We start from the raw sequence: 24,354 nt of genomic DNA, 5'->3' as shown, positions 1-24,354 counted from the left end.
GTCTACTGCGCGGCTTTGGCCCATCGGCCGGCGTCACCGACGATGCCGACCGGCACCGCCCCGCTCAGGCTGACATTCTGCACGCTCGGGCCGACCGCGACGATCGTGGTGTCCTGCAGGATCGGCAGGACCGTCGACAGGTTCCAGAGCCGCGGTTCGACCAGATTGATGACGTCGTCGATCTTTGCCGAACCATCAAGGGCGGCTTCGATATTGGGTTGAATGCTGCGATCGCAGATTCCGGTCAGGTTCGACGGCGCCTGCACCAGCGCACCCGACTCGGGGGCGGGCGGCGGCGGGCTCGTCGGTGTCATGGTGGTCGCCGCGGGCGGCGGGCTGGTCGGGGCGGTCGTCGACGGGCTGGCGGTGGTGCTGGTCGGAGCCGCCGTCGGAACGGGCGTGGCCTCCAGGGCCGGGCAGCCGTAGCGCGAGGCCAGCGAGGTGGCCAGGTCACCGCCCGCGGCGTGCCAGCCGACGATGGCGTCGACGCGGTTGTTCACCAACGCCTCCCCGTAGAGCACCGGTGGATCCAGCGCCAGCACGGTCGCGGCGATGCCGACACTGCGCAACTGATCGGCGGCGGTGTTGGCGACTGCCACCGCCGTCGGGTCGTTGACGGCCACGCCGATCACGAGCGACAGGATCTCGCCGTCCTTGCTGACCCGTCCGCGGGTGATCTCCGGCGGGCCCGGCTGCGGCGTCTCGGTGCGTGACCCGGCCGACGGCGGCGACGGCACCGGCGACTCGGTGGGTGTCCGGTCGATCTGGAAGCCGACCTGCTCGAGCAGTTCCAGCGACCGCTGCTTGCCCAGCGCCGGCGGCGCGGTGGGCACGTAGCCCGGATCGCTCGGCGAACGCACCTGAGCCTGCGCCAGGGTGACGGTGTTGTCGCTGCCGGCGCCGACGGCGGCCAGCAGATCCACGTCGAGCAGCCCCAGAATCGCTTTGCGCACAGCCGGATCCGACAATTTGGACTCGCGCGCCCGCAACGTCAGCTGCATGACCCGCGGAGTGACGATCCGCGCGGTACGCACATCCGGAATGGCCGACAGCTGGGCGAATGCGGCGGCGCCGCCGTGCACCTGCGCCACCTGGGTGTCGCCGTTGCGGATCGAGTCGGCCAGTGCGGCGGGCGCCCCGGCGCGGCGGAACAGGATCTGGTCGGGGTGCGCCGGCGGTCCCCAGAACCGGTCGTTGCGGGCCAGCAGGATCTCGTCGCGCTGGGGGTCGATGTTGTCCACCCGGAACTGGCCGGCGGTCACCGGCATCGCGCGGGCCAGGCCGGCCGGGAAACCGCCCGGCACATCCTTGACGATGTGCGCAGGCAGCAGATCGTTGAACAGCTCACGCCACGCCGGGTACGGCTGCGCGAACGTCACCACCGCGGTCTTGCCGCCCTCGATCGACTGCACGCCGGTGATCAGGTCATAGCCCGCGGGGTCGACCACGCCCGGCTGGCTGACCATCTGGCGCCACAGATACCAGAAGTCGTCGGCCGCAATCGGGGCGTTGTCCGTCCACGACGCCTCGGGACGGATCTTGTAGGTGACGGTGAACGGGTTCTGGTTGGTCACCTCCGCCGAGACCAGCAGCGTCGGGTCCATCTCCCAGCGGGAGCCGGTCGACGTCGCCGGGTCGGGCACCGGCCGGAACGCGCTCGGCAGCACCAGCGCGCTGATCGCCGCGTTGACCGGGGACTGGTCCGACAGCAGATGCGGGTTGAACCCGGCGCCGATCGAGTCGATGCCCATGATGATCTGGGTCGCCTTGGGGGGCAGCGGCGCCGGCGCGTTGGTGGTCTCGGTGCTCTGCGGGGCCGGCGGCGGGCTGACCGTACAGGCGGCCGTGACCAGCACTGACAGCAGCACAGCCAGGGCTTGAAGGCTGCGCGGTCCGGTCGGCACGCCCCTCAGAGTAGCGATAGGTCGCAGGTCAGCCCCTGGCCTTGGCCCGTGACTTCGCCCGCGCACGACTGGTGGCGTCCAGCTCGACCTTGCGCACCCGCACGATCTCCGGCGTCACCTCGACGCACTCGTCCTCGGCGCAGAACTCCATGGCCTGCTCGAGACCGAGTTCCAGCGGCCGGGCCAGCGTCTCCATCACGTCAGCGGTGGAGGACCGCATGTTGGTGAGCTTCTTCTCGCGGGTGATGTTGATGTCGAGGTCCTCGGCGCGCGGGTTGATTCCGACGACCTGGCCTTCGTAGGTCTCCTGCCCGGGCTCGACGAAGAACTGCCCACGATCGGCGAGCTGGATCATCGCGAACGGGGTGATCTGACCGGAGCGGTCACTCACCAGCGAACCGGTGTGCCGCGCCCGGATCTCCCCGGCCCACGGCCGGTACCCGTCGAACACCGCGTTGGCGATGCCGGTGCCGCGGGTCAGCGTCAGGAAGTCGGTGCGGAATCCGATCAGACCGCGGCTGGGCACGATGAAGTCCATCCGCACCCATCCGGCTGCGTGGTTGGCCATCTCTTCCATGCGGCCCTTGCGGGCGGCCATCAGCTGAGTGATCGCGCCGACGAACTCCTCGGGGCAGTCGATCGTCATCGCTTCGAACGGCTCGTGCAGCTTGCCGTCGATGGTGCGGGTGACCACCTGCGGCTTGCCGACGGTCAGCTCGAAGCCTTCGCGGCGCATCTGCTCCACGAGCACCGCCAGCGCCAGCTCACCACGGCCCTGCACTTCCCAGGCATCCGGCCGGCCGATGTCGACGACCTTGATCGAGACGTTGCCGACCAGTTCGGAGTCCAAGCGGCTCTTGACCATTCGCGCCGTCAGCTTGTGGCCGGACACCTTGCCGGCCAGCGGCGAGGTGTTGGTGCCGACGGTCACCGAGATCGCCGGCTCGTCGACGGTGATGCGCGGAAGCGCGTGCGCGTGGTCGGGATCGGCCAGGGTGTCGCCGATCATGATCTCGGGAATGCCGGCCACCGCGACGATGTCGCCCGCGACGGCTTCGTCGGTGGGGGTGCGTTCGACACCCTCGGTGACGAGCAGCTCGGTGATCTTGGCGTTCGTGATCACCGGGTGGCCGTCGACCTCGCGCATCCAGGCGACCTGCTGGCCCTTCTTGAGGCGGCCCTTGTAGATGCGGATCAGCGCGAGCCGGCCCAGGAACGCCGAGGCGTCCAGGTTGGTCACCAGTGCCTGCAGCGGGGCCTCGGGGTCGCCCTGCGGCGGCGGGATGTGCTCGAGCAAGACGTCGAACAGCGGATCGAGGTTCTCGCCGTCGGGGTTCTCCCCGTTGGCGGGCTGGGTGGTGCTGGCGATTCCGGCGCGTCCCGACGCGTACAGCGTCGGCAGGTCGAGTGCCTTCTCGGCGGCCGCCTGGGCTTCCTCGTCGAGGTCGGAGGCGACGTCGAGCAGCAGATCGTGGCTTTCTTCGACGACCTCGGCGATCCGGGCGTCGGGCCTGTCGGTCTTGTTGACCACCAGAATCACCGGCAGGTGCGCGGCCAGCGCCTTGCGCAACACGAACCGGGTCTGCGGCAGCGGGCCTTCCGAGGCGTCGACCAGCAGGAGCACACCGTCGACCATGGACAGGCCGCGCTCGACCTCACCGCCGAAGTCGGCGTGACCGGGGGTGTCTATGACGTTGATCACTGTCATCGAGCCGTCGGGGTTGTGGCGATGCACGGCGGTGTTTTTCGCCAGGATCGTGATGCCCTTTTCCTTCTCCAGGTCACCGGAATCCATCAGGCGTTCGATGGTGTCGTCACCACGGTGGGTCAGGGCGCCGGACTGCCGCAACATGGCATCCACCAGCGTGGTCTTGCCGTGGTCGACGTGCGCCACGATGGCGACATTGCGGAAGTCTCGGTTGTTCACGGCCCTGATTCTCGCAGCGCAGGTGCCCTTTTGCGAAAACGAGGGAGGACCAGCAGGGCCGCACCGAGAAAACACAGCGCCCCGACGAAGGTGCCGAGGTTCGCCACCAGCTCGTCCTCGGTGATCCCGGTGCGCCGCACGAATGCTCCCACGGCGGAGACGCCGAACGCGATCGAGCCGATCATGTTGATCCACTCCGCCTGCCAGTCGCGCGAACCGAACGCGATGAGTCCCACCGCGATGGTGGCCGCCGCCACCCCGAGCGCCGCGCTCACCAGGAAGGCGACCGACCCCAACGCGTCCGGTGCCCACACGTAGTGCCGGCGCACCCCGGTCGCATGTGCCCACACCGCGGCGCCGGTACTGATATTGAACAGCACAGTGCCTGCGAATTGGATTGCCGCCGAGAGCCATTCGAGCTTCCACGGCGGCGTGGCGAGCACCAGCTGCATCCAGGCCGCCGCGGTGAAGAACCAGGAGCCGACGAAGCAGAGCCAGTTGGCGGCATCCGCACCGGCGACAGCCGGGAAGCCGGGGACCGTTGCCGCGGCGAAGAACGCCGAACCCACCGCGAACAGCCAGCATTGCCGCGAAAGAGTCGCCAGCGTCCCCACGCACGGCATTCCAACAGGCTTTCCACACCATTCGCAAACTCAGCGGAGTTACCGTTAATGCATACCGTCAAAGGAGGTTCGGACATGACGGTCTACGAAGTTCTCACTGTTGCCCTCATCGTGGTGCTCGGCACAGCCGCCACCGCGGCCATCTATCTCGGGCTGCTCAACTGGATCGGCGCGGCATACGTCGTCCGGTGCGCGGGTTGTCGCCACCTGACGGTCTCGTCGGATCGCCGGCAGCCGGAAACGTGCCCGCACTGCCGCCACCCCGTGCTCATGCACCCGGTGCACGCCGCGCATCACCCGCGACAGTTCGCCGATGTGCGGGTCGCGGGTGACGCCCTCAAGTACTAGGGGTAGGACAGCAGCAGCATGACGCGGCCGCCCGGCGGTGCCGCGCCGAACGCGTCCGGGTCGAACCCGTAGTACGTGCGCTGGTCGGCGGTGATCTGGTCGATCACTTTCCCGGTGGCGTTCAGGCGACCGCCGTCGGTGTGCTGCAGGACGCCGCGGAAGTCGGGCACCGACATCGATTCCGCCAGCAGCAGCGCCTGCCCTCCGGCGTCGAGGTCGACGAGGATCCCGGCCCCGGCATAGTTGTTGCCTCCGCGTCCGGTACCGCGAGGCGCCCAGTACTGCGGCGGGGACGCCGGCGTGCCCTGCACCCGGCGATAGTCGCCGACGTGGTCCCGGGCGTCGGCCACGGTCACCTGGGGCAGCCGCGCGATGGTGCGTTTCTCGGCGATCCACATCCAGCCCAGCGGGATGCAGACGATGGCGTACATCAACACCACCAGCATCAGCACCGGTTTCCAGGCGATCTCCCAGCCGAGCCGGCGCGCCGACACCGGCAGACCCGACAGCTGATCGTCGAGCTGCCGCCGTCCGAATCTGAAGACGTACCAAGCCAATACCCGCGCCAGCGCCATGCAGCCGAGAATGGCCAGACCGACGATGCCGGTGATGCGCCAGTAGAAGGTGCTGTCACCCTGATTGGTGGTCGCCGCGACCATCACCGCCGGAATGGGCGCGGTCAGCAGGAGCAGCAGCGCGTACGACGGGTGGCTGCTCAGGTAGACGTAGTCGACCCGGGCTTGGCTGTTGGCGGCGTACACGGTGAAGTCGCCGACGTCGGCGTGCACCACCGGCGCCCACGAACCCTTGACGATCCTGGGCGTGACCAGTGCGCGCACGAAGAAGAAGCCGGCGATCAGGGCGACGACGAGCGCCCCCCAGAAGGTGCCGGGCATCGCCCCCCCGTGCCCGGCACCCCGAGCGCACCGTGAATGTCGATGGCCTTACCGACGAAGAACGCCAGCGGCAACGCGAAAAACAGTTCCAGCAGCCAGATTTGGATGAGCTGCGGAATCCGGGAGCCAATCCGGTCGAACGCCAGGACCCGCCGCCAGATGAACCGGAGCACACCCACGCCGAATCCTCAGCGTGAAACCGGTGCGGTTGGCGTGAATTCGACGGGCATGGCCTCCAGCCCGCTGACGAAGTTGGCCGGCCGCAGCGGCAGATCCGCGCCGTCGACCAGCCGCAGATCCGGCAGCCGCGCCAGCACCCGGCGGGTCATCGCCGTCAGCTCCAGGCGGGCCAGCTGGTTGCCCAGGCAGAAGTGGGTGCCGAAGCCGAAGCTGACGTGGTTGTTGGGAGTGCGGTCGATGCGGAAGGTATCGGGATCGCCGAAGACTGTCTCGTCGAAGTTGGCCGATTCGAACAGCAGCAGGATCTTCTCGCCCTGATGCAGCGCCGTGCCGTGAAAGTCGGTGTCGGCGGTCAGAGTTCGGCACATGTTCTTGATCGGCGAGGTCCAGCGCAGCATCTCCTCCACCGCGCCGGGCAACAGGTCCGGGTTGTCGCGCACCGCCTGCCACTGGTCGGGGTGGCGGCTCAGTTCGGCGGTTCCGCCGGACAGGGTGTGCCGGGTGGTCTCGTCACCACCGATGAGGATCAGCAGTGTCTCGGCGTAGATCTGCTCGTCGGTGAGCCGCTCACCGTCGACGTCGGCGGCGATCAGGACGCTGACGAGATCGTCCGCCGGTTCGCGACGGCGCTGCGCGACGAAGCCGGTCATGAACTCGTTGTAGGCGGCCAATGCGGTGGCCGCGGCCAGCAGCGACTCCTCGGTGGCCACCGAGCTCAGCGCCACCACCATGTCGTCGGACCATGCCAGCAGGGTGTCGCGGTCTTCGGGGGCGACGCCGAGCATGTCGCCGATGACGGCCATCGGCAGCGGCGCGGCCAGGTCGCGGACGAAGTCGCACGAACCGCGTTCACATACCGCGTCGATCAACGTATCGCACAGCGCATCAATGGATTTCGCTTTGTCCCGCACCCGCTTACGGGTGAAGCCGGCGTTGACCAGCTTGCGCCGCAACAGATGCGCGGGATCGTCCATGTCGATCATGTGCGGCAGCGGCGGAGTCGTCGGGCGGATCCCGCCCGCGTTGGAGAACAACTCCGGCTGCCGCTCGGCGTCGATCACCGCGCGATAGGTCGCGGCGGCGGCCAAGCCGTTGCGGTCGCGGAAGACCGGCTGATGGGTACGCATCCAGCGGTACCCCTCGCGGGCCGCGCCGCTGGCATAGAACCGGCCGTCGGTGAGATCAACGTCGGCTGTGACGTCCATGAGCACGCCCCAGATCATAGGGCGGCGGGCTCACCTGCCAAGGCGTTTCGCAAGCTCCGGCAGCCACGCCCGATCGGCGGGCACCCAGTCCAGGGATTCCAGCTCGGCGGCGCTCACCCACCGCAGGGCACGGTGGTCGTGCGGGTGCAGGGTCCTGCCGGTGTGGGTGACGAGGTACGCCCGCAGGATCATCGACTCACCGATCGACACGTCGGCGCCGAGGCGTTCCCCAACGACGACGTCGACCCCGAGTTCTTCACTGAGTTCGCGCACCAGCGCGTCGGCTTCGGACTCTCCGGTCGCGACCTTGCCGCCCGGCAACTCCCACAATCCGGCCAGCTCGGGCGGACGTTGCCGCTGGGCGACCAGAAGCGACGCGCCGGAGATCAGCGCTCCGGCGACGACGATCTGGGACACACCAATGAGCTTATGTCGTGGCGGGTTTCGCCTTGACGATGGTCAGCTCGTAGTCATTGTTCTGCCACCCGTTGAGGAAGGCGCCGATCGGGACCGCCATGTCCTGGCCGTATTCGGGTCCGCTGTCGTTGAAATACACGACACCCTTCGCCGTGTCGACGGCGATCACGACCGCCTCATGGACGGCAGCGGTGTAGTTCGGCGTTCCCGAGGACTGATATTTCGACTGTGTGCTCCAGATGATGTTCGCGTCGACGGTGACCATCGTCGCGTTACCGGCGGCCAGTGCGGCTTCCAGATCACCCAGGGCCACCTGAGAATCCGCGGCGGTGGCTCCGGTGATCCTGGTGCCGTTCTCGTCGTAGGTTCCGTATCGCTTGGTCGTCGCGGTGACGCCCCAATCGGCGTTGGTGTTCATCAGCTGGACCGCATCCTTGACCGCCACGCCATTGGCGATGTCCTCGTCGAGGTACATCCGACGACCCGGAAAGACGACACTGGCGGTCGTCTTGGCGAGATACACCATCTCGTCCTCGGAAGGCTCGGTTCCGCTGACCTGTCCGATCGCCATCGCTGTCGCCATGAGCGTGCAGTTGTTGTAACTCTGTTTGACCCACCATGCCTTGTTGGCGCGAGTGCCGTAATAGCCGGTGCCCTTGACCGTCACCACGATTTCGCGTTCGACGGTATCGGGTTTGGCCACGCCCAGCCGGACGGCGATGGTGTGCAGCGCCTGCTGCACCATGCCAAGTGCGCCAGGCAGATCGGCTGCGGTTCCGTTGTCGACCCTGATCGTGAACCGATCGGTGATGCCGGGGGTGACCAGCTCCGAGTTGGGCGTGTACACGTAGCGGCCGGTGGCGTTGTCGAACGTGACCGTGCCGTGCGTGGGCTGCTTGCTCACGCCGTAGGTCACGGCATAGCCGTTGTTGCTTACCCCGTTGGCGTCCACTCGGATCGTCCCGGCGGTGGACTGGTTGTAGTACTGGGGCGAGAGCGAGGGTGCCCGGTTGAAGAAAATGTAGGTCAGCTGGCGAGACAGATCGCTCCACATCGATTGCAGCGTCTGCATCGGAGTGGCGGACGGCGTCGCGTTGGCCGACGGAGCAACCGCGCGCTGTGCGGTGATGTCGTCACTGACCGCGGCCGCTGTGGCTGCCGGGCCGGGTGCGCCATTGTTGCCGTTCGAACCGTTGATGCCACCCGCACCGCCGCTACCGCCGGGCAGACCCGAGCCGCCGTAGCCACCGCTGGCCCAGCCGCCGCCCGAGCCGCCGTCACCGCCGCCAACTCCACCCTGGCCGCCGTCACCGCCCCAGCCGCCGTTGCCGCCCTTGCCGCCGTTGAACCCATCGCCGCCCGACCCGGCTGCGGCGCCCCAGCCACCGTTGCCGCCGTCGCCGCCGCCGGCACCTCCTTGGCCACCGGTACCCCCGTCACCACCGGCGCCGCCTTCCCCGCCGTTGCCGTTGATTCCGGCTTTGCCGCCCGGTCCGCCTGCGCCACCGGTACCACCCCGGCCGCCTGCCGCGCCGGCACCGCCGACGCCGCCGTTACCACCCCGGCCGCCGTAGCCGCCGAGGCCGCCGTTGCCATCGGGATCCGTTGTGTAACCACCCCATTTGCCGACGCCGCCGTTGCCGCCGTTGCCGCCGGCACCGCTGATTCCGTTGGCGCCGTTGGCCGCAACGACAAAGAGATAGCGACCTACGCCGGCAGCTCCGCCGGATGCTCCGCCGGCACCACCGTTGCCGCCGTCGCCGCCGTTACCGCCCGGTGCGCCGTCGCCGACCGCGACGGTTCCGGGGTAGCGCGCGTTGCCGCCCTGGCCACCCCAGCCGCCCTGACCGCCGGCGCCGCCGTCGCCGCCGCTTCCGAAGACGAAGCTCCCGTTGCCGCCCCGACCGCCCTTGCCGCCCGGTCCGCCGTCCCCACCGGGACCGCCGTCGACGGGGCCGATCGTCGGGCTGGTACCCGGCACGCCGGTCTGGCCGATGCCACCGTTGCCCCCGTTGCCGCCCTGACCGAAGACCGACAACATGCCGACACTTCCGCCGTTGCCACCGTCACCGCCGCCGAAACCGCCGGCACCACCCGCGCCGCCGTTGCCCGCCCACAGCCCGCCGCTGCCGCCGTGCCCGCCGTCGCCGCCGTGGTCACCCGTCGCGCCGTAGTACGGGCTGGTTCCGCCGGCGCCACCCGCGCCACCGTTGGCGAAGATCGAGAACAACCCGCCGCTGCCGCCGTCACCACCCTTGCCGCCGTTGGTGGATGCGCCGCCCGCGCCACCGGCGCCGCCGGTGCCCCAGATCGACAGCAGCCCGGTATTGCCACCGTGGCCGCCATCGCCGGCTGTCGCGCCGATCGGGATCGCGTTGCCGCCCTTGCCCGCAGCGCCACCGTTGCCGTAGTACAGGCCGCCATTGCCGCCATTGCCACCCTGGCCGCCGGTACCGCCCTCCGCGGCTTCGCCGGCGAGGACACCGCCCGCGCCGCCCTTGCCGCCGTTGCCGAACATGCCGGCCGCGCCACCGTTGCCGCCCTTGGTGCCCTGCGCGAACGCCTCGCCGCCACCACCACCCGCGCCGCCGTTGCCGATGATGAGACCACCGGCACCGCCGTTGCCGCCGTTGCCGGCTTCCACACCTGCGCCGCCGGCGCCGCCGTTGCCGAATCCGCCCGCCGCTCCGCCGTTGCCGCCGTTGAACCCGGCTCCGCCGTCACCGAAGAACCCGCCGTTGCCGCCCTTGCACGCAGCGGTGCCCGTGCAGGTCTCAGCCGTCCATGAGTAGCCGTTGCCGGCGATGATCCCGGCATTGGGGTGCGCGGCGGTCCCGTTGCTGACGAAGAATGCGACGACGGTTTCCGGCGTCGGCAGGCCCGGCACCGCGGCCGCTCTGGGCAGCGTCGCCTTTGCCGCCGCTGTGGTCTTGGGGGTGACGACCTCGGTGGCAGCGGCCGACTTCGAGGCCGGCATGGATACCTTCGCCGCGGCCGAGGGCGTGGAGCCGACGTTGGGCCGGTGCTGTCCGGTGGATTTGGTGGAGCTGCTCGATGTGCTCGGCCCCTTGGTACCGGCCGAGCCGGTCGAATCGGCCGACGCCGTAGCGGGCATGGAGGCCAGTGCCGCGCCGATGCCGAGTGCGACCGCCGATGCACCGAGCCAGCCACCGAACTCAACGGGGAGTGCCCGCAACCACGCGGGCCGTCGGGCGAGCGTGGACATCGCAACGGAATTCATCAAGACCCCCGAGGTTGACGTGCGAATGCGAACCCGTCCCGTTTCTTGAGACGACAGGTCGAGCAACTTTGGCAACCTAACATCACTTATGGCGACGAATCCCGAATTTGAGACAGATGTCCCTGTTTTCTTCCGGCCTTCCGTCAGCGTTCAGACCGGAGAAGACTGAACGTTATGACCGTGCTGACCGATGAAGAAGTGAACTCCGCCGTCACGAAGCTCGACGGCTGGGAGCATGCCGACGGTGCGCTGCGCCGCTCGGTGAAGTTCCCGTCGTTCCTGGACGGGATCGAGGCGGTGCGCCGGGTCGCCGAACACGCCGAGCGTAAAGACCATCATCCCGACATTGACATCCGTTGGCGCACAGTTACTTTCGTGCTCGTCACGCACTCCGAAGGCGGGATCACCGACAAGGATGTACAGATGGCCGCCGATATCAACGAGGTTCTCGGCGAGGTGTAGCCGCGATCCAGGCCAGGGTGGCCAGCGTCGCCACGGCGTAGATCAACCCCGCCCACGCCAGGTACCAGGGCCGGCTGATCTGCCAGATCGTGGGCTGGGCGAAGCTGAGCAGCCACGGCACCCCGACCACTGTCAGTGCCAGCCAGCTATAGCCGAGCACCTTGGCGCCCAATCGATTTCGCCACGGCCCGTGCAGGAGCCAGATCATCAGCGGCACCAACCACACCCAGTGATGAGTCCACGAGATCGGCGAGATCAGCAGGCCGAAGAGCTGCACCACCACCAGGCACCCCAGCCGGTCCGAGTCCAGCGCGCGCCACGCCAAAAGCGCCAGCACCGCGCTCACCACGATCGCGACCAGCACCGCCGGTCCGTAGCCGGCGTCGTGGCCGAGGATGCGGGAGATGGCTCCACGCCACGACTGATTGAACGAGGTTCCGATCGGGCCGACCCGCCGCGCGTCACCGAGCAGGTCGGTGAAGTAGAAGCGGGCCTGCTGACCGATCACCGCCACCGAGAGCCCGACGGTGCCGAAGAACACCACCGCGGAGAACACCGCCGCGCCCCAGCGGCGCATGCCCAGGAAGTACAGCCCCGTCACAGCCGGTGTCAGCTTGATGCCTGCCGCGAGTCCGACCAGCAGACCCGATAGCCACCAGCGGGTGCTGTAGGCCGCCCAGAGGACCGCCAGCACCAGGATCACGTTGATCTGGCCGTAGTCGAAGTTGCTGCGCAGCGGTTCGAGCCAGATCGCCACGGCGGTCCACACCATCGCGACGGCGCGGCCATCCGTGGCGGGTGTGCCCAGAAGCCGCTGGCTGACTCGGACCACGCCGTACAGCGCGGCGATGATGCCCAGCTGCCAACAGAACGCGACCAGTCCGAACGGCAGCAGGTGCAGCGGATAGAACACCAGCGCCGCGAACGGCGGGTAGGTGAACGGCAGCGGGAAGTCTGGGGTCTGGTCGGCGTAGACGTAGGAGTACAGCGTGCCGGGGTGGTCGAGCGCTCCCGCACCGCCGAGATAGACGTGGAGGTCGACGAAGTTGGCGCCGTTGGGCGCCAGGTAGGTCCACCCCAGCCGCGCGGTCACGCTGACGATCAGCAGCACCGGGGCCAGCCAGGCTGGCCGCGCCCGGGCCTTCGTGTCCACGTGGCGACTGTAGCGACGCGGCGAATCCGGCGCGCTGACAGGCGCTACGCGCACGTGAGCGCGCCGGACCCGAGGCCGGTGCGACGGGCCCGCGCATCACACAAGACCATCACTGCCGTAACGGTTGCATAAACACCACACGTGTCACTTGAGTAACTCTAGTAACGGACTACCTTCGGGTTCAGACCTGCAATCGAGGGATTGGGATGACCATGTCACGTATTTCAAAGTTGTTCGCCGCCAACGCGATTGCGGCTGCCGGGCTGTGCTCGGCCGCACTCGCACTGAGCCCGTCGGCCGCCGCCGACCCCGGTGTCTCGCCGGCTGTTCCCGGCGTGCCCGCACTGAACATGTTGCAGCAGTTCGTCACGAACCCGGCCAGCGCCGCGGCGATCCTGCAATCCGCCGCGACCGCTCTCGGCGGCGCGTCGGCTCTCACCGGCGCACCGTCGACGTTGCCGGTCTCGCCGATCGGCGGCGCTCCGGCCACCGCCACCCTGCCGGGCATGCCGGCCCCGGCCGCCCCCGCGGCCGCACCGGCGGCTCCTGCACCGGGCGGGATAACCGGGGCCGTCGCCCCGCTGCTCAATCAGCTCGGAGTGCCCGGTGACCTGGGCAGCCTGACGCCGACGGACATGCCGTTCCCGGTCAAGGTCGGCGACAGCCTGTCGGTCGGTAACCCGGCCCCCATCGCCCCCGTGGCGACCGGGGTTGCCGGACCGGCCGGGGTACCGCCGGCCAGCGGCCCGGTCGCGCCGACCACCCCGGGTGGCGCCGGCCTCGGCCAGCTGCTGCCGCTGTCCGCTCTGCCCTGACCAACCACCACCCGATGAGGGAGTTCACCGTGCCGCAGATCGCCAAAATGGCTATCGGGCTGACCACCGCCGCGTTCGTGGCCGCGACCAACCTGGCGTTCAGCCCGGTCGCGGCCGCGGATCCGGCCATCCCGCTGGATCCCGGCCAGCTGCCCGGCCTCGACGCCATGCAGATGCTCGGCCCGGTTGTCCAGCAGGCCGCGGGGAACCCCTCATCGGCGCAGTCGCTGCTGCTCGCGGCGGCTTCGCAACTCGCTGGTGGTGCCACCACGCCGGGCGGCTCGGCGGCGCTGGCCCAGCAAGTGACCAAGTTCGTGCAGGAGGGCGGGGCCGCCGGCCCGTCGGCCGCGTTGCCTGCGGCGGCTCCCCCCGCCGCCCCCCAGGCGCTCGGCGTCGCGCACGGCACCACGCCGTTGCTGACGCCCGGCACGGGTAACGGCCCTGTCCCCCTGCCTGAACATCTGCCCGATGGCGCCGCACCCAGCTCGATCTTCGGCACCGAAGCACATCTGCCGGTCGGCATCGACCCTGCGCATGCCGTCGGCCCGGCACCGGAGGCACTGCCCGAGGTCCCCACCCCGGTGACCGTCGTGAACCCGGCCGCCCCGCCCACCCCGTCGGCGACGCCGGCCGGTAACTCGATCAACGTCGCCACGCCGGCCCCGGCGCCCGCGGCGGCGACTCCGCCGAACTACGACCCGGCCAGCCCGCCGACCCAGGACTTCATGTATCCGTCGATCAGCAACGGCTGCCTCAAGGACGGCGGCAATGTGATCGCGACCGCGATCTCCGTCGCCGGGCCGGCCAAGATCCCGACCCCGGGTCCGGCCGCCGGGCAGACCGCCTACGTCTTCACCGCGGTCGGCACTCCCGCCCCCGCCGCCGAGCAGAAGCTCCCCCTCAACGTCACCTGGGTCAACCTGACCAGCGGCAAGTCGGGCAGCGTCACGCTGAAGCCCAACCCGGACATCAACTCCGCGGGCCCGACCACGCTGACCGCCATCGCCGACACCGGCTCCGGCAGCATCATGTCGACGATCTTCGGCCAGGTCACCACTGTCGACAAGCAGTGCACCTTCATGCCGACCATCGGTTCCACCGTCGTCCCCTGAGGCGCGAAAAGCCGCGCTAGGGTTGGGGATCGGCATTCCAACCCGACGGGGGTCGGTACCACATGGAGACGCTCGACCCACTTGACGCGATGATGCTGACGGCTGAGCTGATCTCCAGCCCGATGCACGTCGCCGTCGCGCTGATCATGACCCCGCCGAGCGGGACCTCGAGCACGACCTTCGTCGACGAGCTCTACGACCAAGCCCTGACCGCCTCCGACCCGGTCGACCCGCGGCTGCGCCGGCGCCCGCACCGCGGCGTGGACACCGGCGGCTTGTGGGTGTGGCGCGAAGTCGACGAGCTGGACATGGGCCACCACCTGCACCGGCTGACATTGCCGCCCGATGCGGGCACCACGGAACTGTGGGAGCTGGTGTCGGAGTTGCACGCCGAGCCGCTCGACCGGTCGGCGCCGATGTGGATGGCGTATCTGATCGACGGGCTGGAGGGTGGCCGGTTCGCCCTGTACATCAAGATCCATCACATCGTGATCGACGGCGTCGCGGGCCTGAAGATGGTCGCCGATTCGCTCTCGGAAGATCCGGACCGGCGCGACATGCCGCCGTTCTACGCCGACGCCTCGCCGCCCGAACCGCCCCGCCGCCGCGGTCTCAATCCGCTGTCGGTGGTGCGTGACGTCGCGGGTGTCGCGGCGTCCGGATTGAGTCTGGCCCGCAACGTCGCATCGGCGGAAGTGACCACCCTGGTCGGCGGACTGATCACGCCCACGATCGCGGCGCCGTTCGGCGCACCGCACACCCGGTTCAACACCAAGCTGGGTCACCAGCGGGCCTTTGCGGCAACCAGCCTGGACCACAACAGAATTCGCGCCATCCAGCACGTAGCCGGTGTCACCGGCAACGACGTCGTGACGGCGTTGGTCGCCGGTGTGCTGCGGGAGTGGCTGACCGCACAGGACGAACTGCCCGAACAGTCGCTGGTGGCGCTGTGCCCGGTGACGGTGCGCGATCGCGACGCGGACGCCGGCGACAACGGGCACGGCAACCAGTTCGGGCTCGGGCTGTGCCCGCTGGCCACGAACCGCGATGACCCGGCGGAGCGGCTGCGGCTGATCCACGAGGCGATGGCAGGGGTCAAGCACCAGGTTGCGGCTCGGGGCCCGGGCGCGATGCTGATGGTCCTCATGCCGGCTGTCGTGCCGACGGCGCTGGCTCCGCTGCTGCCCTTCAGCTCATGGGTGCGGCCCAGTTACAACCTGCCGATCTCGAACGTGCCGGGGCCGCCCAGGCAGAGTTACCTCAACGGCGCCAGCGTCGACGAGATCTATCCGGTGTCCGTGGTGTACGACGGGATGGCGCTCAACGTGACGTTGTGCTCCTACGCCGACCGAATCGGCGTCGGGTACATCGCCGACCGTGAGGTGATGGCCGACGTCGACGACCTCATTCCGCTGACCGACACCGCGCTCGCGGAACTCGAGGCCGCCGTCGGGGTGGCCTGAGCGCATCGAGATAGAACTGAGAGCGAAAATTTCGGCGAAACGTCGCTCTCAGTTCTGGTTCGATGACAGTGCCTAGTAGGCCATGAACAGGATTTCGTCCCGGCCGTAATCCATGCCGGGGTGCGCCGCGGCGAGGTGCTGCTTGGTGAGGTCGACGAGTTCGTCCTCGTCCTTGGCGCTGATCGCTTCGCCACACGGGCAATTGATGTGAGTCTTCATGGATCCTCCGTTATCCGGCCTTCGCCTTCGCCCACTCTATGACTCAGGCTTTCGCCTTCGCTGCGGCCTTCATCTTCTTCTTGTACGCCCTGACCTCGTCCAGCGACCCCTTGTCGACCACATCGGCGATCGACATGTGGGTGCCGGCCTTGCCGTAGTCACCGGCCGCCTCGCGCCAGCCCTTCGGGGTGACGCCGTACTGCTTGCCCAACAGGGCCAGGAAGATCTTGGCCTTCTGCTCACCGAAGCCGGGCAGCGCCTTCAGCCTGCGCAGGACCTCGGCGCCGTCGGGATCGCCGTCGAGCCACAGCTGCGCGGCGTCGCCGTCGTAGCGGTCGACGATCTCGCGGGCCAGGTCCTGCACACGCTTGGCCATCGATCCCGGAAACCGGTGCACGGCAGGTGTTTTCGAGAACTCTTCAGTGAACTGCTCGGGGTCGCAGTCGGCGATCAGCCGGGGGTCGATACCGCCGATCCGCTCGGCGATCTTGCGGGGCCCGGCGAACGCCGTCTCCATCGGGATCTGCTGATCAAGCAGCATGCCGGTCAATAGCGCGAACGGATCCTCACTCAACAGATCGTCGGACGCGGGATCTCCGGTGAGCTGCAATCTCGCCATGGCCGACAGTCTAGGACGACGATCGGATCGGTTCGGGTATCTGGGCCGCTCAGGTGTGCAATCGTGAACGCATGAGACGGGTGATTGCTCCTGCGGTCGCGCATCAGGCATGCATCGGCGGCATACCGGGATACATCGGCCTGGAGCTGGCGGCGCAAGGCGTGATCTGCCCCGTCCAGTAAGCGAGGCGCCGACATGTCGGGTGCGGTAGCGCTCGCGCTGGCCGTCGCGCTCGCCGCGGTCGCATTGATCGTCGGCGCGATCGCCGTACTGACCCGCAGCGTGGTCACCACACCGGCCGAGCGGACGGTGCACGCCGCGCTGCACACCGCGTCGCTGGCGGCGCGCTCGCTGCGCAAAGGCCTGAACGCCGACTCCGCGACGGGCGCTGCCCCGCACCTGCGGGGGCTCACCGGCTCGGACGGTGTCGCGCTCTACGACGGCGACACCGCCCTGCTGGCAATCGATCCGCCCGGTGCCGCGGTGTGGACGCCGGCCATCCTCGAGGTCTGTCACCACACGGCCAGGGACGCGATCTCCGGGCAGCGCCGGGTGCTCGCCCGCGATCAGACCCCCGCGGTGGTGGCCCAGCCGCTGCTCGACGACGACGACATGGTGATCGGCGTGCTCGTCGTGGTCAACACCGCCGAACCGTCGCCGGGCATGCTGGGTGCGGTCGCCGAGGTCGCGCGGTACGCCGCCAGCCAGCTCGAGCTGGCCGAGCTCGACGCGTCGCGGGCCCGCCTCGACCGCGCCGAGGTGCTGGCGCTGCGCGCGCAGATCAGCCCGCACTTCATCTACAACGCGCTCAACACGATTGCCTCGTTCGTCCGCACCGACCCCGACCGGGCCCGCGACCTCATCCTGGAGTTCGCCGACTTCACCCGCTACTCGTTCCGCTCCGCGGGCCCGTACACGGTGCTGGCCGACGAGCTGCGCAACATCGATCGATACCTCACCCTCGAACGGGCCCGGTTCGGGCCGAATCTCTCGGTGACCCTGCAGATCGCTCCCGAGGTGCTGACCGTCGTGGTGCCCTTCCTGGCGCTGCAGCCGCTGGTCGAGAACGCGGTGCGCCACGGTCTGGCCGGGCGGCAGGCCGGATCGATCGAAATCATCGCTCGCAATGAGGGTTCCGACTGCGTCATCAGCGTGGAGGACGACGGCATCGGCATGGACCCCGAGACGTTGCGCTCCGGGCACGGCGACGTTCTGGGCGACGGGGAGCAGGCCGCCCACGTCGGGCTGAGCAATGTCGACCATCGCCTGCGCGCGGCGTTCGGCAACGACTACGGTCTGGTGGTCGAGACCGCCCCGGGTGCGGGCACGAAGGTGATCATGCGGGTGCCCAAGTTCCGCGCGGGCGTACGGGTTTAAGGAGAACCATGGCAGGGCTGTGGGTGCTGGCGGTCGACGACGAGGCCCCGGCGCTCGACGAGCTCACCTACCTGCTCGGCGAGCATCCCGACGTCGCCGAGGTGACCGGCGCCGGCGATGCCACGTCGGCGTTGCGCATCATCAACGAGCGCACCGTGGACGCGATCTTCCTCGACATCAACATGCCGGGGCTCTCCGGACTCGAATTGGCCAGTGTGCTGGGCAATTTCGCTCACCCACCTGCTGTCGTGTTCGTGACCGCGCACGATGACAAGGCGCTGGCGGCCTTCGAGGTGGGCGCGCTGGACTATCTGCTCAAACCGATCCGCACGGAGCGACTCGACGAGGCGGTCCGGCGGGTGGTGTCCGCACGCGCCGCAGAGCCGGCCCCGCCTGCCGACGAACCGCAGGCCGACACCATCCCGGTCGAGCTCGGCGGGGTCACCCAGTTGGTGCGCTGCGACACCATCGGCTGGGTCGAGGCCGAAGGCGACTACGCCCGCCTGCACGCCGCCTCCGGCTCGCATCTGGTGCGGATTCCATTGAGCACCTTGGAGGACCGCTGGCGCAGCCGCGGGTTCCAGCGGGTGCACAGGTCATATCTCGTCGCGCTGAACATGGTGACCGGGCTGCGCACCTCCGGCGCCTCGACGATGGTGCGATTGCGGGCCAACGGGGCGTCGGCGCCGGTCGAGCTTCCGGTCAGCCGCCGCCAGGCCCGCGAACTGCGCGACCGGCTGATCCGTGATCCGATGCGGACCTTCCGGCCGGGGACGGCCGATGACTAGGCCGGGTCGCCCGCAGCGCGAGCGTGTGGTGCTGGCCCACCGGCGCGGCAGCCGCCTGGTGCACACCCGCGTGGAGGTGCAGGAGCAGACCGAGGTCGGGGACGCGCTGGTGCGCGGACTGATGCGCGCCCAGCTCGGTCTGGCGCTGCGACTGGCCGCCCTGGTGGCCGGCGGGATGGCGGCACTGCCCTTGATCAACGCGGTGTTCCCAGAACTGTCCGCCGCCACCATATTCGGGGTTCGGCTGAACTGGTTGACCCTGGCGGTCCTGGTCTATCCCGCGCTCTACGCGATCGGCCGGCTGTTCATCAAGCTGGCCGAACAAGGTGAGCGAGACTTCATGGGCGTCGTCGACGATGAGAGTCCGCCATGAGCGGGCCGACGGCGACGGCACTGACCGCAGGCGGCTTGCTGGCCGCGGCGGTGGCGACGGTGGCCGTCGGCGCCTACGGTGTCCGGCTCTCGCGCACCACATCCGACTTCCTGGTGGCGTCCCGTACCGTTGGCCCACGATGGAACGCCGCCGCGATCTCGGGTGAATACCTCTCCGCGGCCTCGTTTCTCGGGGTCGCCGGTTTGATCGCCAAGTACGGCGCCGACGCGCTGTGGTACCCGGTCGGCTTCACCGCGGGCTACCTTGGTCTGTTGCTGTTCGTCTCCGCTCCCCTGCGCCGCTCCGGCGCCTACACCGTGCCGGATTTCGCGGAGTTCCGGCTCGGGTCGCCGAGGGTGCGCCGGGTCGCGATGCTCGTAGTCGTCACCGTCTGCATCTTCTACCTGATCCCCCAATATCAGGGCGCCGGACTTGCCCTGAAAGCCCTTCTCGGCGTGCCGGTTTGGATCGGCCCGCTGGCGGTCGGCGGGATCGTGATCGCCAACGTCGTCGGCGGCGGCATGCGCTCGATCACGTTCGTCCAGGCGTTCCAGTACTGGCTGAAGCTGACCGCGGTCGCGGTGCCCGCGCTGGCGCTGCTCATGCACTTCGGACACGAACACCCCGCACTCGGCGGTCCGCTCCCGCCCACGGTGGACCAGCCGACCGTCGTCAGCATCGACACCGACGTGGTCGTCACGGTCGCCGACCCGGCCGGTGTGACGGTGAACGGCCCGACCCACAGCGGCACCCTGCCCAGTTCCGGCGAATACCAACTGCAGAAGGGCAGCAAGCTGACGCTGGCTGCCGGAGCTCAGACCCCCGTCGTCGTCGGCGCACCCGCCGACGGCTCGGCGTGGATCGTCAGCGGCGGTGGATTGGGTGGGAAACATCCTCTCTACCAAGTGTTTTCCATCATGGTGGCGACATTCCTCGGCGCGATGGGCCTCCCCCATGTGCTGGTCCGCTTCTACACCAACACCGACGGGCGCGCCGCGCGCCGAACCGCGCTGAGCGTGATCGCCCTACTGTCACTGTTCTATCTGTTCCCCGTGCTGCTCGGGGTGTTCGCCCGGTTGTATGTGCCGCAGCTGCTCATCACCGGCAAGGCCGACGCCGCGGTGCTGCTGCTGCCGTCGGCCGCCATCGCCGGGCTGCCCGGCGAACTGCTCGGCGCGCTGGTCGCGGCCGGCGCCATCGCGGCCTTCCTGGCGACCTCGCCCGGTCTGCTGGTCAGCATCGCCGGCGCGCTGTCCACCGACGTGCTGCGCGGGCGGGTCCGCGACTTCCGGATGGTGGCGCTGATCGCCGGCCTCATCCCGATTCCGCTGTCGGTCGTCGCGCCGGTCCTGGAGCTGTCGCGCGGTGTGGGTCTGGCGTTCGCCGTCGCCGCGTCCACGCTGTGCCCGCTGCTGGTCCTCGGCATCTGGTGGCGCGGGCTGACCGCGGCCGGGGCGATCGCCGGGTTGGCCGTCGGCGCACTGGCCTCCGGTCTGGCCATCCTCGTCGCGATCACCGGCCGGGTGGGCGACGACGTGCTCGGCGGCTGGCTGACGACGCTGATCGGCTACCCCGCCGCCATCACCGTTCCGCTGGCGTTCGCGACGATGGTGCTCGTCAGCCGCATCACCCGGACCGATGTGCCCCCCGATGTGGCGCGCATCTTCGCCCGCATGCATGTGCCGGAGCGCATGGGCATGGGTCTGGAACGAGTCCCCCGCGGCTGAGCGGACCGGCGGGGTGGAGCGAAGCGGCCCGGGGAATCGAGACCGTTCAGCGCCGACCGCCAACCGTTCAACGCATGGTCCGTGCGCGCTCTAGGACTGTGATGCACCTCTCAATAGTCTGTGAACACGACCGGAGTTCACACCTTTTCGAGCTGAGGAGCACGCGGTGTCCACAACCGACCTGCCGCCACGGGAGACCCATCCCAGCGGGGCCCAATACCTGGCCATGCAGGCCAGTCCCGAGTTTCAGGAGCTGCGCCGCACGCTGCGCCGCTTCGTGTTCCCCACCACGGTCTTCTTCCTGATCTGGTATGCCACCTATGTGCTGCTGGGCGCCTTCGCCCACGACTTCATGGCCATCAAGGTGTGGGGCAACATCAACGTCGGACTGCTCATCGGTCTGGGCCAGTTCGTGACGACGTTCGTCATCACGGGCCTGTACGTGCGGTTCGCCAATCGGGAACTCGACCCGCGCGCCGAGGCCATCCGCACCGAGATGGAAGGCACGGCGAAGTGAGCACCACCGTCCTCGCCGAGGCAGCCCGAATCGGCAATCCGGTCGTCAACATCAGCATCTTCGTGGCCTTCGTGCTCATCACGTTGTTCATCGTGATCCGCGCCAGCCGCACCAACACCAACGCCACCGAGTTCTTCACCGGCGGGCGGGCGTTCTCCGGACCGCAGAACGGCATCGCCATCGCTGGTGACTATCTTTCTGCGGCAAGCTTTCTCGGCATCGCCGGCGCTATCGCGGTGTACGGCTATGACGGCTTCCTCTATTCGATCGGCTTCCTGGTGGCCTGGCTGGTCGCCCTGCTGCTGGTCGCCGAATTGCTGCGCAACACCGGCAAATTCACGATGGCCGATGTGTTGAGCTTCCGGCTCAAGCAGCGGCCGGTGCGGGTGGCCGCGGCCACCTCGACGCTCACGGTGTCACTGTTCTACCTGCTGGCCCAGATGGCCGGCGCGGGCGGACTGGTCGCGCTGCTGCTCGACGTCCACGGCCGCACAGCCCAGTCCTTGGTCATCGCGGTGGTCGGCGTGCTGATGATCGTCTACGTCCTGGTCGGCGGCATGAAGGGCACCACCTGGGTGCAGATCATCAAGGCCGTCCTGCTGATCGCCGGTGCGGCGATCATGACCGCTCTGGTACTGGTGAAGTTCGGGTTCAACTTCTCCGAGATCCTCGGCTCGGCGCAGCAGATGGTGCATGAGGCCACCACCAAGGGTGTCGCCAGCCGTGACGTGCTGGCCCCCGGCGCCCAGTACGGCGCCAACACCACCTCCAAGATCAACCTGCTGTCACTGGGGCTGGCGCTGGTGCTCGGCACTGCGGGCCTGCCGCATGTGCTGATGCGCTTCTACACGGTGCCGACCGCGAAAGAGGCTCGGCGCTCGGTGGTGTGGGCGATCGGGTTGATCGGCGCCTTCTATCTGTTCACCCTGGCGCTGGGCTACGGCGCGGCCGCGATGGTCGGCCCCGATAAGATCCTGGCGGCTCCCGGCGGACAGAACTCGGCCGCACCGCTGCTCGCATTCCAGCTCGGCGGGGTGATCCTGCTCGGCGTCATCTCGGCGGTGGCCTTCGCCACCATCCTGGCCGTGGTCGCGGGTCTCACCATCACCGCGTCGGCGTCCTTCGCCCACGATGTCTATGCCAGCGTGCTCAAGAGTCACAAGGTGACCGAGGAGGAACAGGTCAAGGTCTCCCGCATCACCGCAGTGGTGCTCGGTATCGCCGCGATCGGACTGGGCATCCTGGCCAACGGCCAGAACGTCGCGTTCCTGGTGGCGCTGGCGTTCGCGGTGGCGGCCTCGGCCAACCTGCCGACCATCGTGTACTCGCTGTACTGGAAGCGGTTCAACACCCGCGGCGCCCTGTGGAGCATGTACGGCGGTTTGATCAGCTGCCTGGTGCTGATTGTCTTCTCGCCGGCCGTCTCGGGCAACAAGACCGCGATGATCCCCGGCGCCGATTTCGACTGGTTCCCACTGGCCAACCCCGGCATCGTGTCGATCCCGCTGGCGTTCATCCTCGGCATCGTCGGAACGCTGACGTCGAAGGACGCCGGTGATCCGGAGCTCAACGCGGAGATGGAGGTCCGGTCGCTGACCGGTGTGGGTGCGGAGAAGGCCACACACCACTAGATGTTGAGGTGAGAATCCCGCCGGGGACGGGAATGGTGTCTAGGTGCCGATGAGTTCCAAGACAACATGACCAGAACCCGGCGGGGTTTCGACTTTGCCCTGTTGGCCTACGCGTTCGCCGCGATCATGGTGGGCACCACGCTGCCGACCCCGCTGTACGCGCTGTACTCCGAGCAGATGCACTTCACTGTGCTGACGACCACCGTCGTCTACGCCACGTACGCCGGCGGAGTGTTGTTCGCGCTGCTGGTGTTCGGCGGCTGGTCCGACGCCATCGGCCGACGGCCGGTGCTGCTGGCCGGCGTCGGCGCCGCGCTGGCCAGTGCGGTGGTGTTCCTGGTCGCGGATTCGGTGCCCGAGCTTCTCGTGGCCCGGGTGCTGTCCGGATTGTCGGCGGGCCTCTTCACCGGCACCGCCACCGCGGCGGTCATCGAAGCGGCGCCGCCGAACTGGCGGACCCGCGCGGCGGCGGTGGCGACCATCGCCAACATCGGCGGCCTCGGCACCGGGCCCATCCTGGCCGGCATCCTGGCGCAGTACGCGCCGAGCCCACTGAAGCTCACCTACCTCGTCCACATCGGGTTGATGGTGCTGGCCGCGGTCGCGATCCTGTCGGTGCCCGAGACGTCGAGCCGCACCGGAAAGCTGGGCCTGCAACGGCTTTCGGTGCCGCCCGAGGTGCGATCGGTGTTCATCACCGCCGCGCTGGCCGCCTTTGCCGGCTTCGCCGTCACCGGGCTGTTCACCTCGGTGGCGCCGTCGCTGCTGACCAACGTCATCGGGATCGGGAACCATGCGCTGGCCGGTGTGATGGCCGGCTCGATCTTCGGCGCCTCGGCGATCGCGCAGATCGCCGGAACCCGTATCGAGCCGCAGCGTGCGGTGGCGCTGGGCTGCGCCATCCTCGCGGTCGGCATGGGCATTCTGGTTGTCGCCCTGCACTATTCGTCGCTGGTCGGCCTGATCGCCGCGGCCGTGGTCGCCGGCGTCGGTCAAGGCATCAGCTTCAGCCGCGGCTTGGCCGCGGTCGCCGAACGTACCCCGGCGGAGCGGCGAGCCGAGGTCAGCTCCACCTATTTCGTGGTCGCCTACGTCGCGATTTCGATCCCGGTGATCGGGGAGGGTTTCGCCGCGCAGGCGTGGGGGCTACGCACCGGGGGCACCATGTTCGCGATCGGCGTCGGGGTGCTGGCCCTGGCGTGTCTGGCGGCCATTCTCTGGCAGGAATCACGTCCTGCGGCAGAGGTTTCCGAGCAGGCCGCCGGCTAGCTGTACTCGGCTTAGACATTGGTGACGGATCGCTATTGCTGTAGGGAGGACCTCCGGGCTTAGTGGAGATGTCTGACGTCTTCACCAG

At 68.8% G+C, this 24,354-nt stretch carries 23 protein-coding genes and 1 pseudogene; 13 read left to right on the top strand and 11 right to left on the bottom strand.

Going from position 1 to position 24,354, the window contains the following annotated elements; all coding sequences use genetic code 11:
• Positions 1 to 2 precede the first annotated feature (2 nt).
• From D3H54_RS07340 to D3H54_RS07330, 3 genes are read right to left on the bottom strand one after another with little or no spacing between them, the layout of a single operon-like run.
• Entirely contained in the window at positions 3 to 1,913 is a 1,911-nt protein-coding gene (locus tag D3H54_RS07340; protein WP_168215046.1) for an ABC transporter family substrate-binding protein, read from the bottom strand.
• A gap of 19 nt (positions 1,914 to 1,932) precedes the next feature.
• Positions 1,933 to 3,831, bottom strand: coding sequence for a translational GTPase TypA (gene typA / locus D3H54_RS07335; RefSeq protein WP_149378490.1), 1,899 nt, complete (start codon positions 3,829 to 3,831; stop codon positions 1,933 to 1,935).
• Entirely contained in the window at positions 3,828 to 4,454 is a 627-nt protein-coding gene (locus tag D3H54_RS07330) for a hypothetical protein (protein ID WP_149378489.1), read from the bottom strand. The genes typA and D3H54_RS07330 overlap by 4 nt, the downstream gene beginning before the upstream one ends.
• A gap of 75 nt (positions 4,455 to 4,529) precedes the next feature.
• Between D3H54_RS07330 and D3H54_RS07325 the strand changes: the two genes are divergently transcribed.
• A complete protein-coding gene (locus D3H54_RS07325) occupies positions 4,530 to 4,802 on the top strand; it encodes a hypothetical protein (protein ID WP_036343782.1) in 273 nt (90 codons plus the stop codon).
• On the opposite strand, the gene D3H54_RS07320 is transcribed toward D3H54_RS07325, so the two are convergent.
• From D3H54_RS07320 to D3H54_RS31110, 5 genes are read right to left on the bottom strand one after another with little or no spacing between them, the layout of a single operon-like run.
• A complete protein-coding gene (locus D3H54_RS07320; protein ID WP_286199158.1) occupies positions 4,799 to 5,698 on the bottom strand; it encodes a hypothetical protein in 900 nt (299 codons plus the stop codon). The genes D3H54_RS07325 and D3H54_RS07320 overlap by 4 nt on opposite strands.
• Positions 5,659 to 5,877, bottom strand: coding sequence for a hypothetical protein (locus D3H54_RS31700; protein ID WP_286199157.1), 219 nt, complete (start codon positions 5,875 to 5,877; stop codon positions 5,659 to 5,661). The genes D3H54_RS07320 and D3H54_RS31700 overlap by 40 nt, the downstream gene beginning before the upstream one ends.
• A gap of 9 nt (positions 5,878 to 5,886) precedes the next feature.
• The gene (locus tag D3H54_RS07315; RefSeq protein WP_168215045.1) at positions 5,887 to 7,083 is read right to left on the bottom strand and encodes a cytochrome P450; all 1,197 of its coding nucleotides are present in this window, start codon (positions 7,081 to 7,083) and stop codon (positions 5,887 to 5,889) included.
• Positions 7,084 to 7,113: 30 nt separating this feature from the next.
• Positions 7,114 to 7,500 (bottom strand): (deoxy)nucleoside triphosphate pyrophosphohydrolase, encoded by a 387-nt coding sequence (locus tag D3H54_RS07310; RefSeq protein WP_149378487.1) that lies wholly within the window; start codon positions 7,498 to 7,500, stop codon positions 7,114 to 7,116.
• A gap of 10 nt (positions 7,501 to 7,510) precedes the next feature.
• Positions 7,511 to 10,741, bottom strand: coding sequence for an Ig-like domain-containing protein (locus D3H54_RS31110; protein ID WP_168214803.1), 3,231 nt, complete (start codon positions 10,739 to 10,741; stop codon positions 7,511 to 7,513).
• A gap of 174 nt (positions 10,742 to 10,915) precedes the next feature.
• Here D3H54_RS31110 and D3H54_RS07280 point away from each other — a divergent pair, with 174 nt between their 5' ends.
• Positions 10,916 to 11,203, top strand: a complete 288-nt coding sequence (locus tag D3H54_RS07280; protein WP_149378482.1) for a 4a-hydroxytetrahydrobiopterin dehydratase — start codon at positions 10,916 to 10,918, stop codon at positions 11,201 to 11,203.
• Here D3H54_RS07280 and D3H54_RS07275 read toward each other — a convergent pair.
• On the bottom strand, positions 11,178 to 12,356 hold the full coding sequence (locus D3H54_RS07275) for a mannosyltransferase (RefSeq protein ID WP_286199156.1): 1,179 nt from the start codon (positions 12,354 to 12,356) through the stop codon (positions 11,178 to 11,180). The two genes, D3H54_RS07280 and D3H54_RS07275, sit on opposite strands and share 26 nt — an antisense overlap.
• Positions 12,357 to 12,568: 212 nt before the next feature.
• On the opposite strand from D3H54_RS07275, the gene D3H54_RS07270 reads away from it, so the two are divergent.
• The 3 genes from D3H54_RS07270 (at position 12,569) to D3H54_RS07260 (ending at position 15,746) form a co-directional block, all read left to right on the top strand.
• Positions 12,569 to 13,171, top strand: a complete 603-nt coding sequence (locus D3H54_RS07270; protein WP_149378480.1) for a hypothetical protein — start codon at positions 12,569 to 12,571, stop codon at positions 13,169 to 13,171.
• Between the two features lie 14 nt (positions 13,172 to 13,185).
• Positions 13,186 to 14,283, top strand: coding sequence for an Rv1157c family protein (locus D3H54_RS07265; RefSeq protein ID WP_432246509.1), 1,098 nt, complete (start codon positions 13,186 to 13,188; stop codon positions 14,281 to 14,283).
• Positions 14,284 to 14,345: 62 nt separating this feature from the next.
• Entirely contained in the window at positions 14,346 to 15,746 is a 1,401-nt protein-coding gene (locus tag D3H54_RS07260) for a wax ester/triacylglycerol synthase family O-acyltransferase (RefSeq protein WP_149378479.1), read from the top strand.
• A gap of 72 nt (positions 15,747 to 15,818) precedes the next feature.
• Here D3H54_RS07260 and D3H54_RS07255 read toward each other — a convergent pair whose 3' ends face one another.
• Entirely contained in the window at positions 15,819 to 15,965 is a 147-nt protein-coding gene (locus tag D3H54_RS07255) for a hypothetical protein (RefSeq protein ID WP_005147085.1), read from the bottom strand.
• A gap of 43 nt (positions 15,966 to 16,008) precedes the next feature.
• On the bottom strand, positions 16,009 to 16,584 hold the full coding sequence (locus D3H54_RS07250; protein WP_149378478.1) for an HhH-GPD-type base excision DNA repair protein: 576 nt from the start codon (positions 16,582 to 16,584) through the stop codon (positions 16,009 to 16,011).
• Positions 16,585 to 16,679: 95 nt separating this feature from the next.
• On the opposite strand from D3H54_RS07250, the pseudogene D3H54_RS07245 reads away from it, so the two are divergent.
• The 8 genes and pseudogenes from D3H54_RS07245 to D3H54_RS07210 form a co-directional block, all read left to right on the top strand.
• A pseudogene (locus tag D3H54_RS07245) lies at positions 16,680 to 16,766 on the top strand (DUF732 domain-containing protein); the annotation flags it as partial.
• A 13-nt stretch (positions 16,767 to 16,779) separates the two neighbouring features.
• Positions 16,780 to 17,961 carry a sensor histidine kinase gene (locus tag D3H54_RS07240; RefSeq protein ID WP_149378477.1) on the top strand — a complete coding sequence of 394 codons (1,182 nt, stop codon included), beginning with the start codon at positions 16,780 to 16,782 and terminating at the stop codon, positions 17,959 to 17,961.
• Between the two features lie 8 nt (positions 17,962 to 17,969).
• Entirely contained in the window at positions 17,970 to 18,749 is a 780-nt protein-coding gene (locus D3H54_RS07235) for a LytR/AlgR family response regulator transcription factor (RefSeq protein ID WP_149378476.1), read from the top strand.
• Complete coding sequence (locus D3H54_RS07230) at positions 18,742 to 19,122, top strand: hypothetical protein (RefSeq protein WP_149378475.1); 381 nt, start codon at positions 18,742 to 18,744, stop codon at positions 19,120 to 19,122. The genes D3H54_RS07235 and D3H54_RS07230 overlap by 8 nt, the downstream gene beginning before the upstream one ends.
• Positions 19,119 to 20,849 (top strand): sodium/solute symporter, encoded by a 1,731-nt coding sequence (locus tag D3H54_RS07225; protein WP_149378474.1) that lies wholly within the window; start codon positions 19,119 to 19,121, stop codon positions 20,847 to 20,849. The genes D3H54_RS07230 and D3H54_RS07225 overlap by 4 nt, the downstream gene beginning before the upstream one ends.
• A 166-nt stretch (positions 20,850 to 21,015) precedes the next feature.
• The gene (locus D3H54_RS07220; RefSeq protein WP_149378473.1) at positions 21,016 to 21,366 is read left to right on the top strand and encodes a DUF485 domain-containing protein; all 351 of its coding nucleotides are present in this window, start codon (positions 21,016 to 21,018) and stop codon (positions 21,364 to 21,366) included.
• Positions 21,363 to 22,997, top strand: coding sequence for a monocarboxylic acid transporter (locus D3H54_RS07215; protein WP_149378472.1), 1,635 nt, complete (start codon positions 21,363 to 21,365; stop codon positions 22,995 to 22,997). Before D3H54_RS07220 ends, D3H54_RS07215 begins: the two co-directional genes overlap by 4 nt.
• A 66-nt stretch (positions 22,998 to 23,063) precedes the next feature.
• A complete protein-coding gene (locus tag D3H54_RS07210) occupies positions 23,064 to 24,266 on the top strand; it encodes an MFS transporter (RefSeq protein ID WP_149378471.1) in 1,203 nt (400 codons plus the stop codon).
• Positions 24,267 to 24,354: the final 88 nt, after the last annotated feature.

The organism is Mycobacterium sp. ELW1 (genome assembly GCF_008329905.1).
Classification (GTDB): Bacteria; Actinomycetota; Actinomycetes; order Mycobacteriales; family Mycobacteriaceae; genus Mycobacterium.
This window is presented reverse-complemented; position numbering and strand designations above follow the sequence as displayed.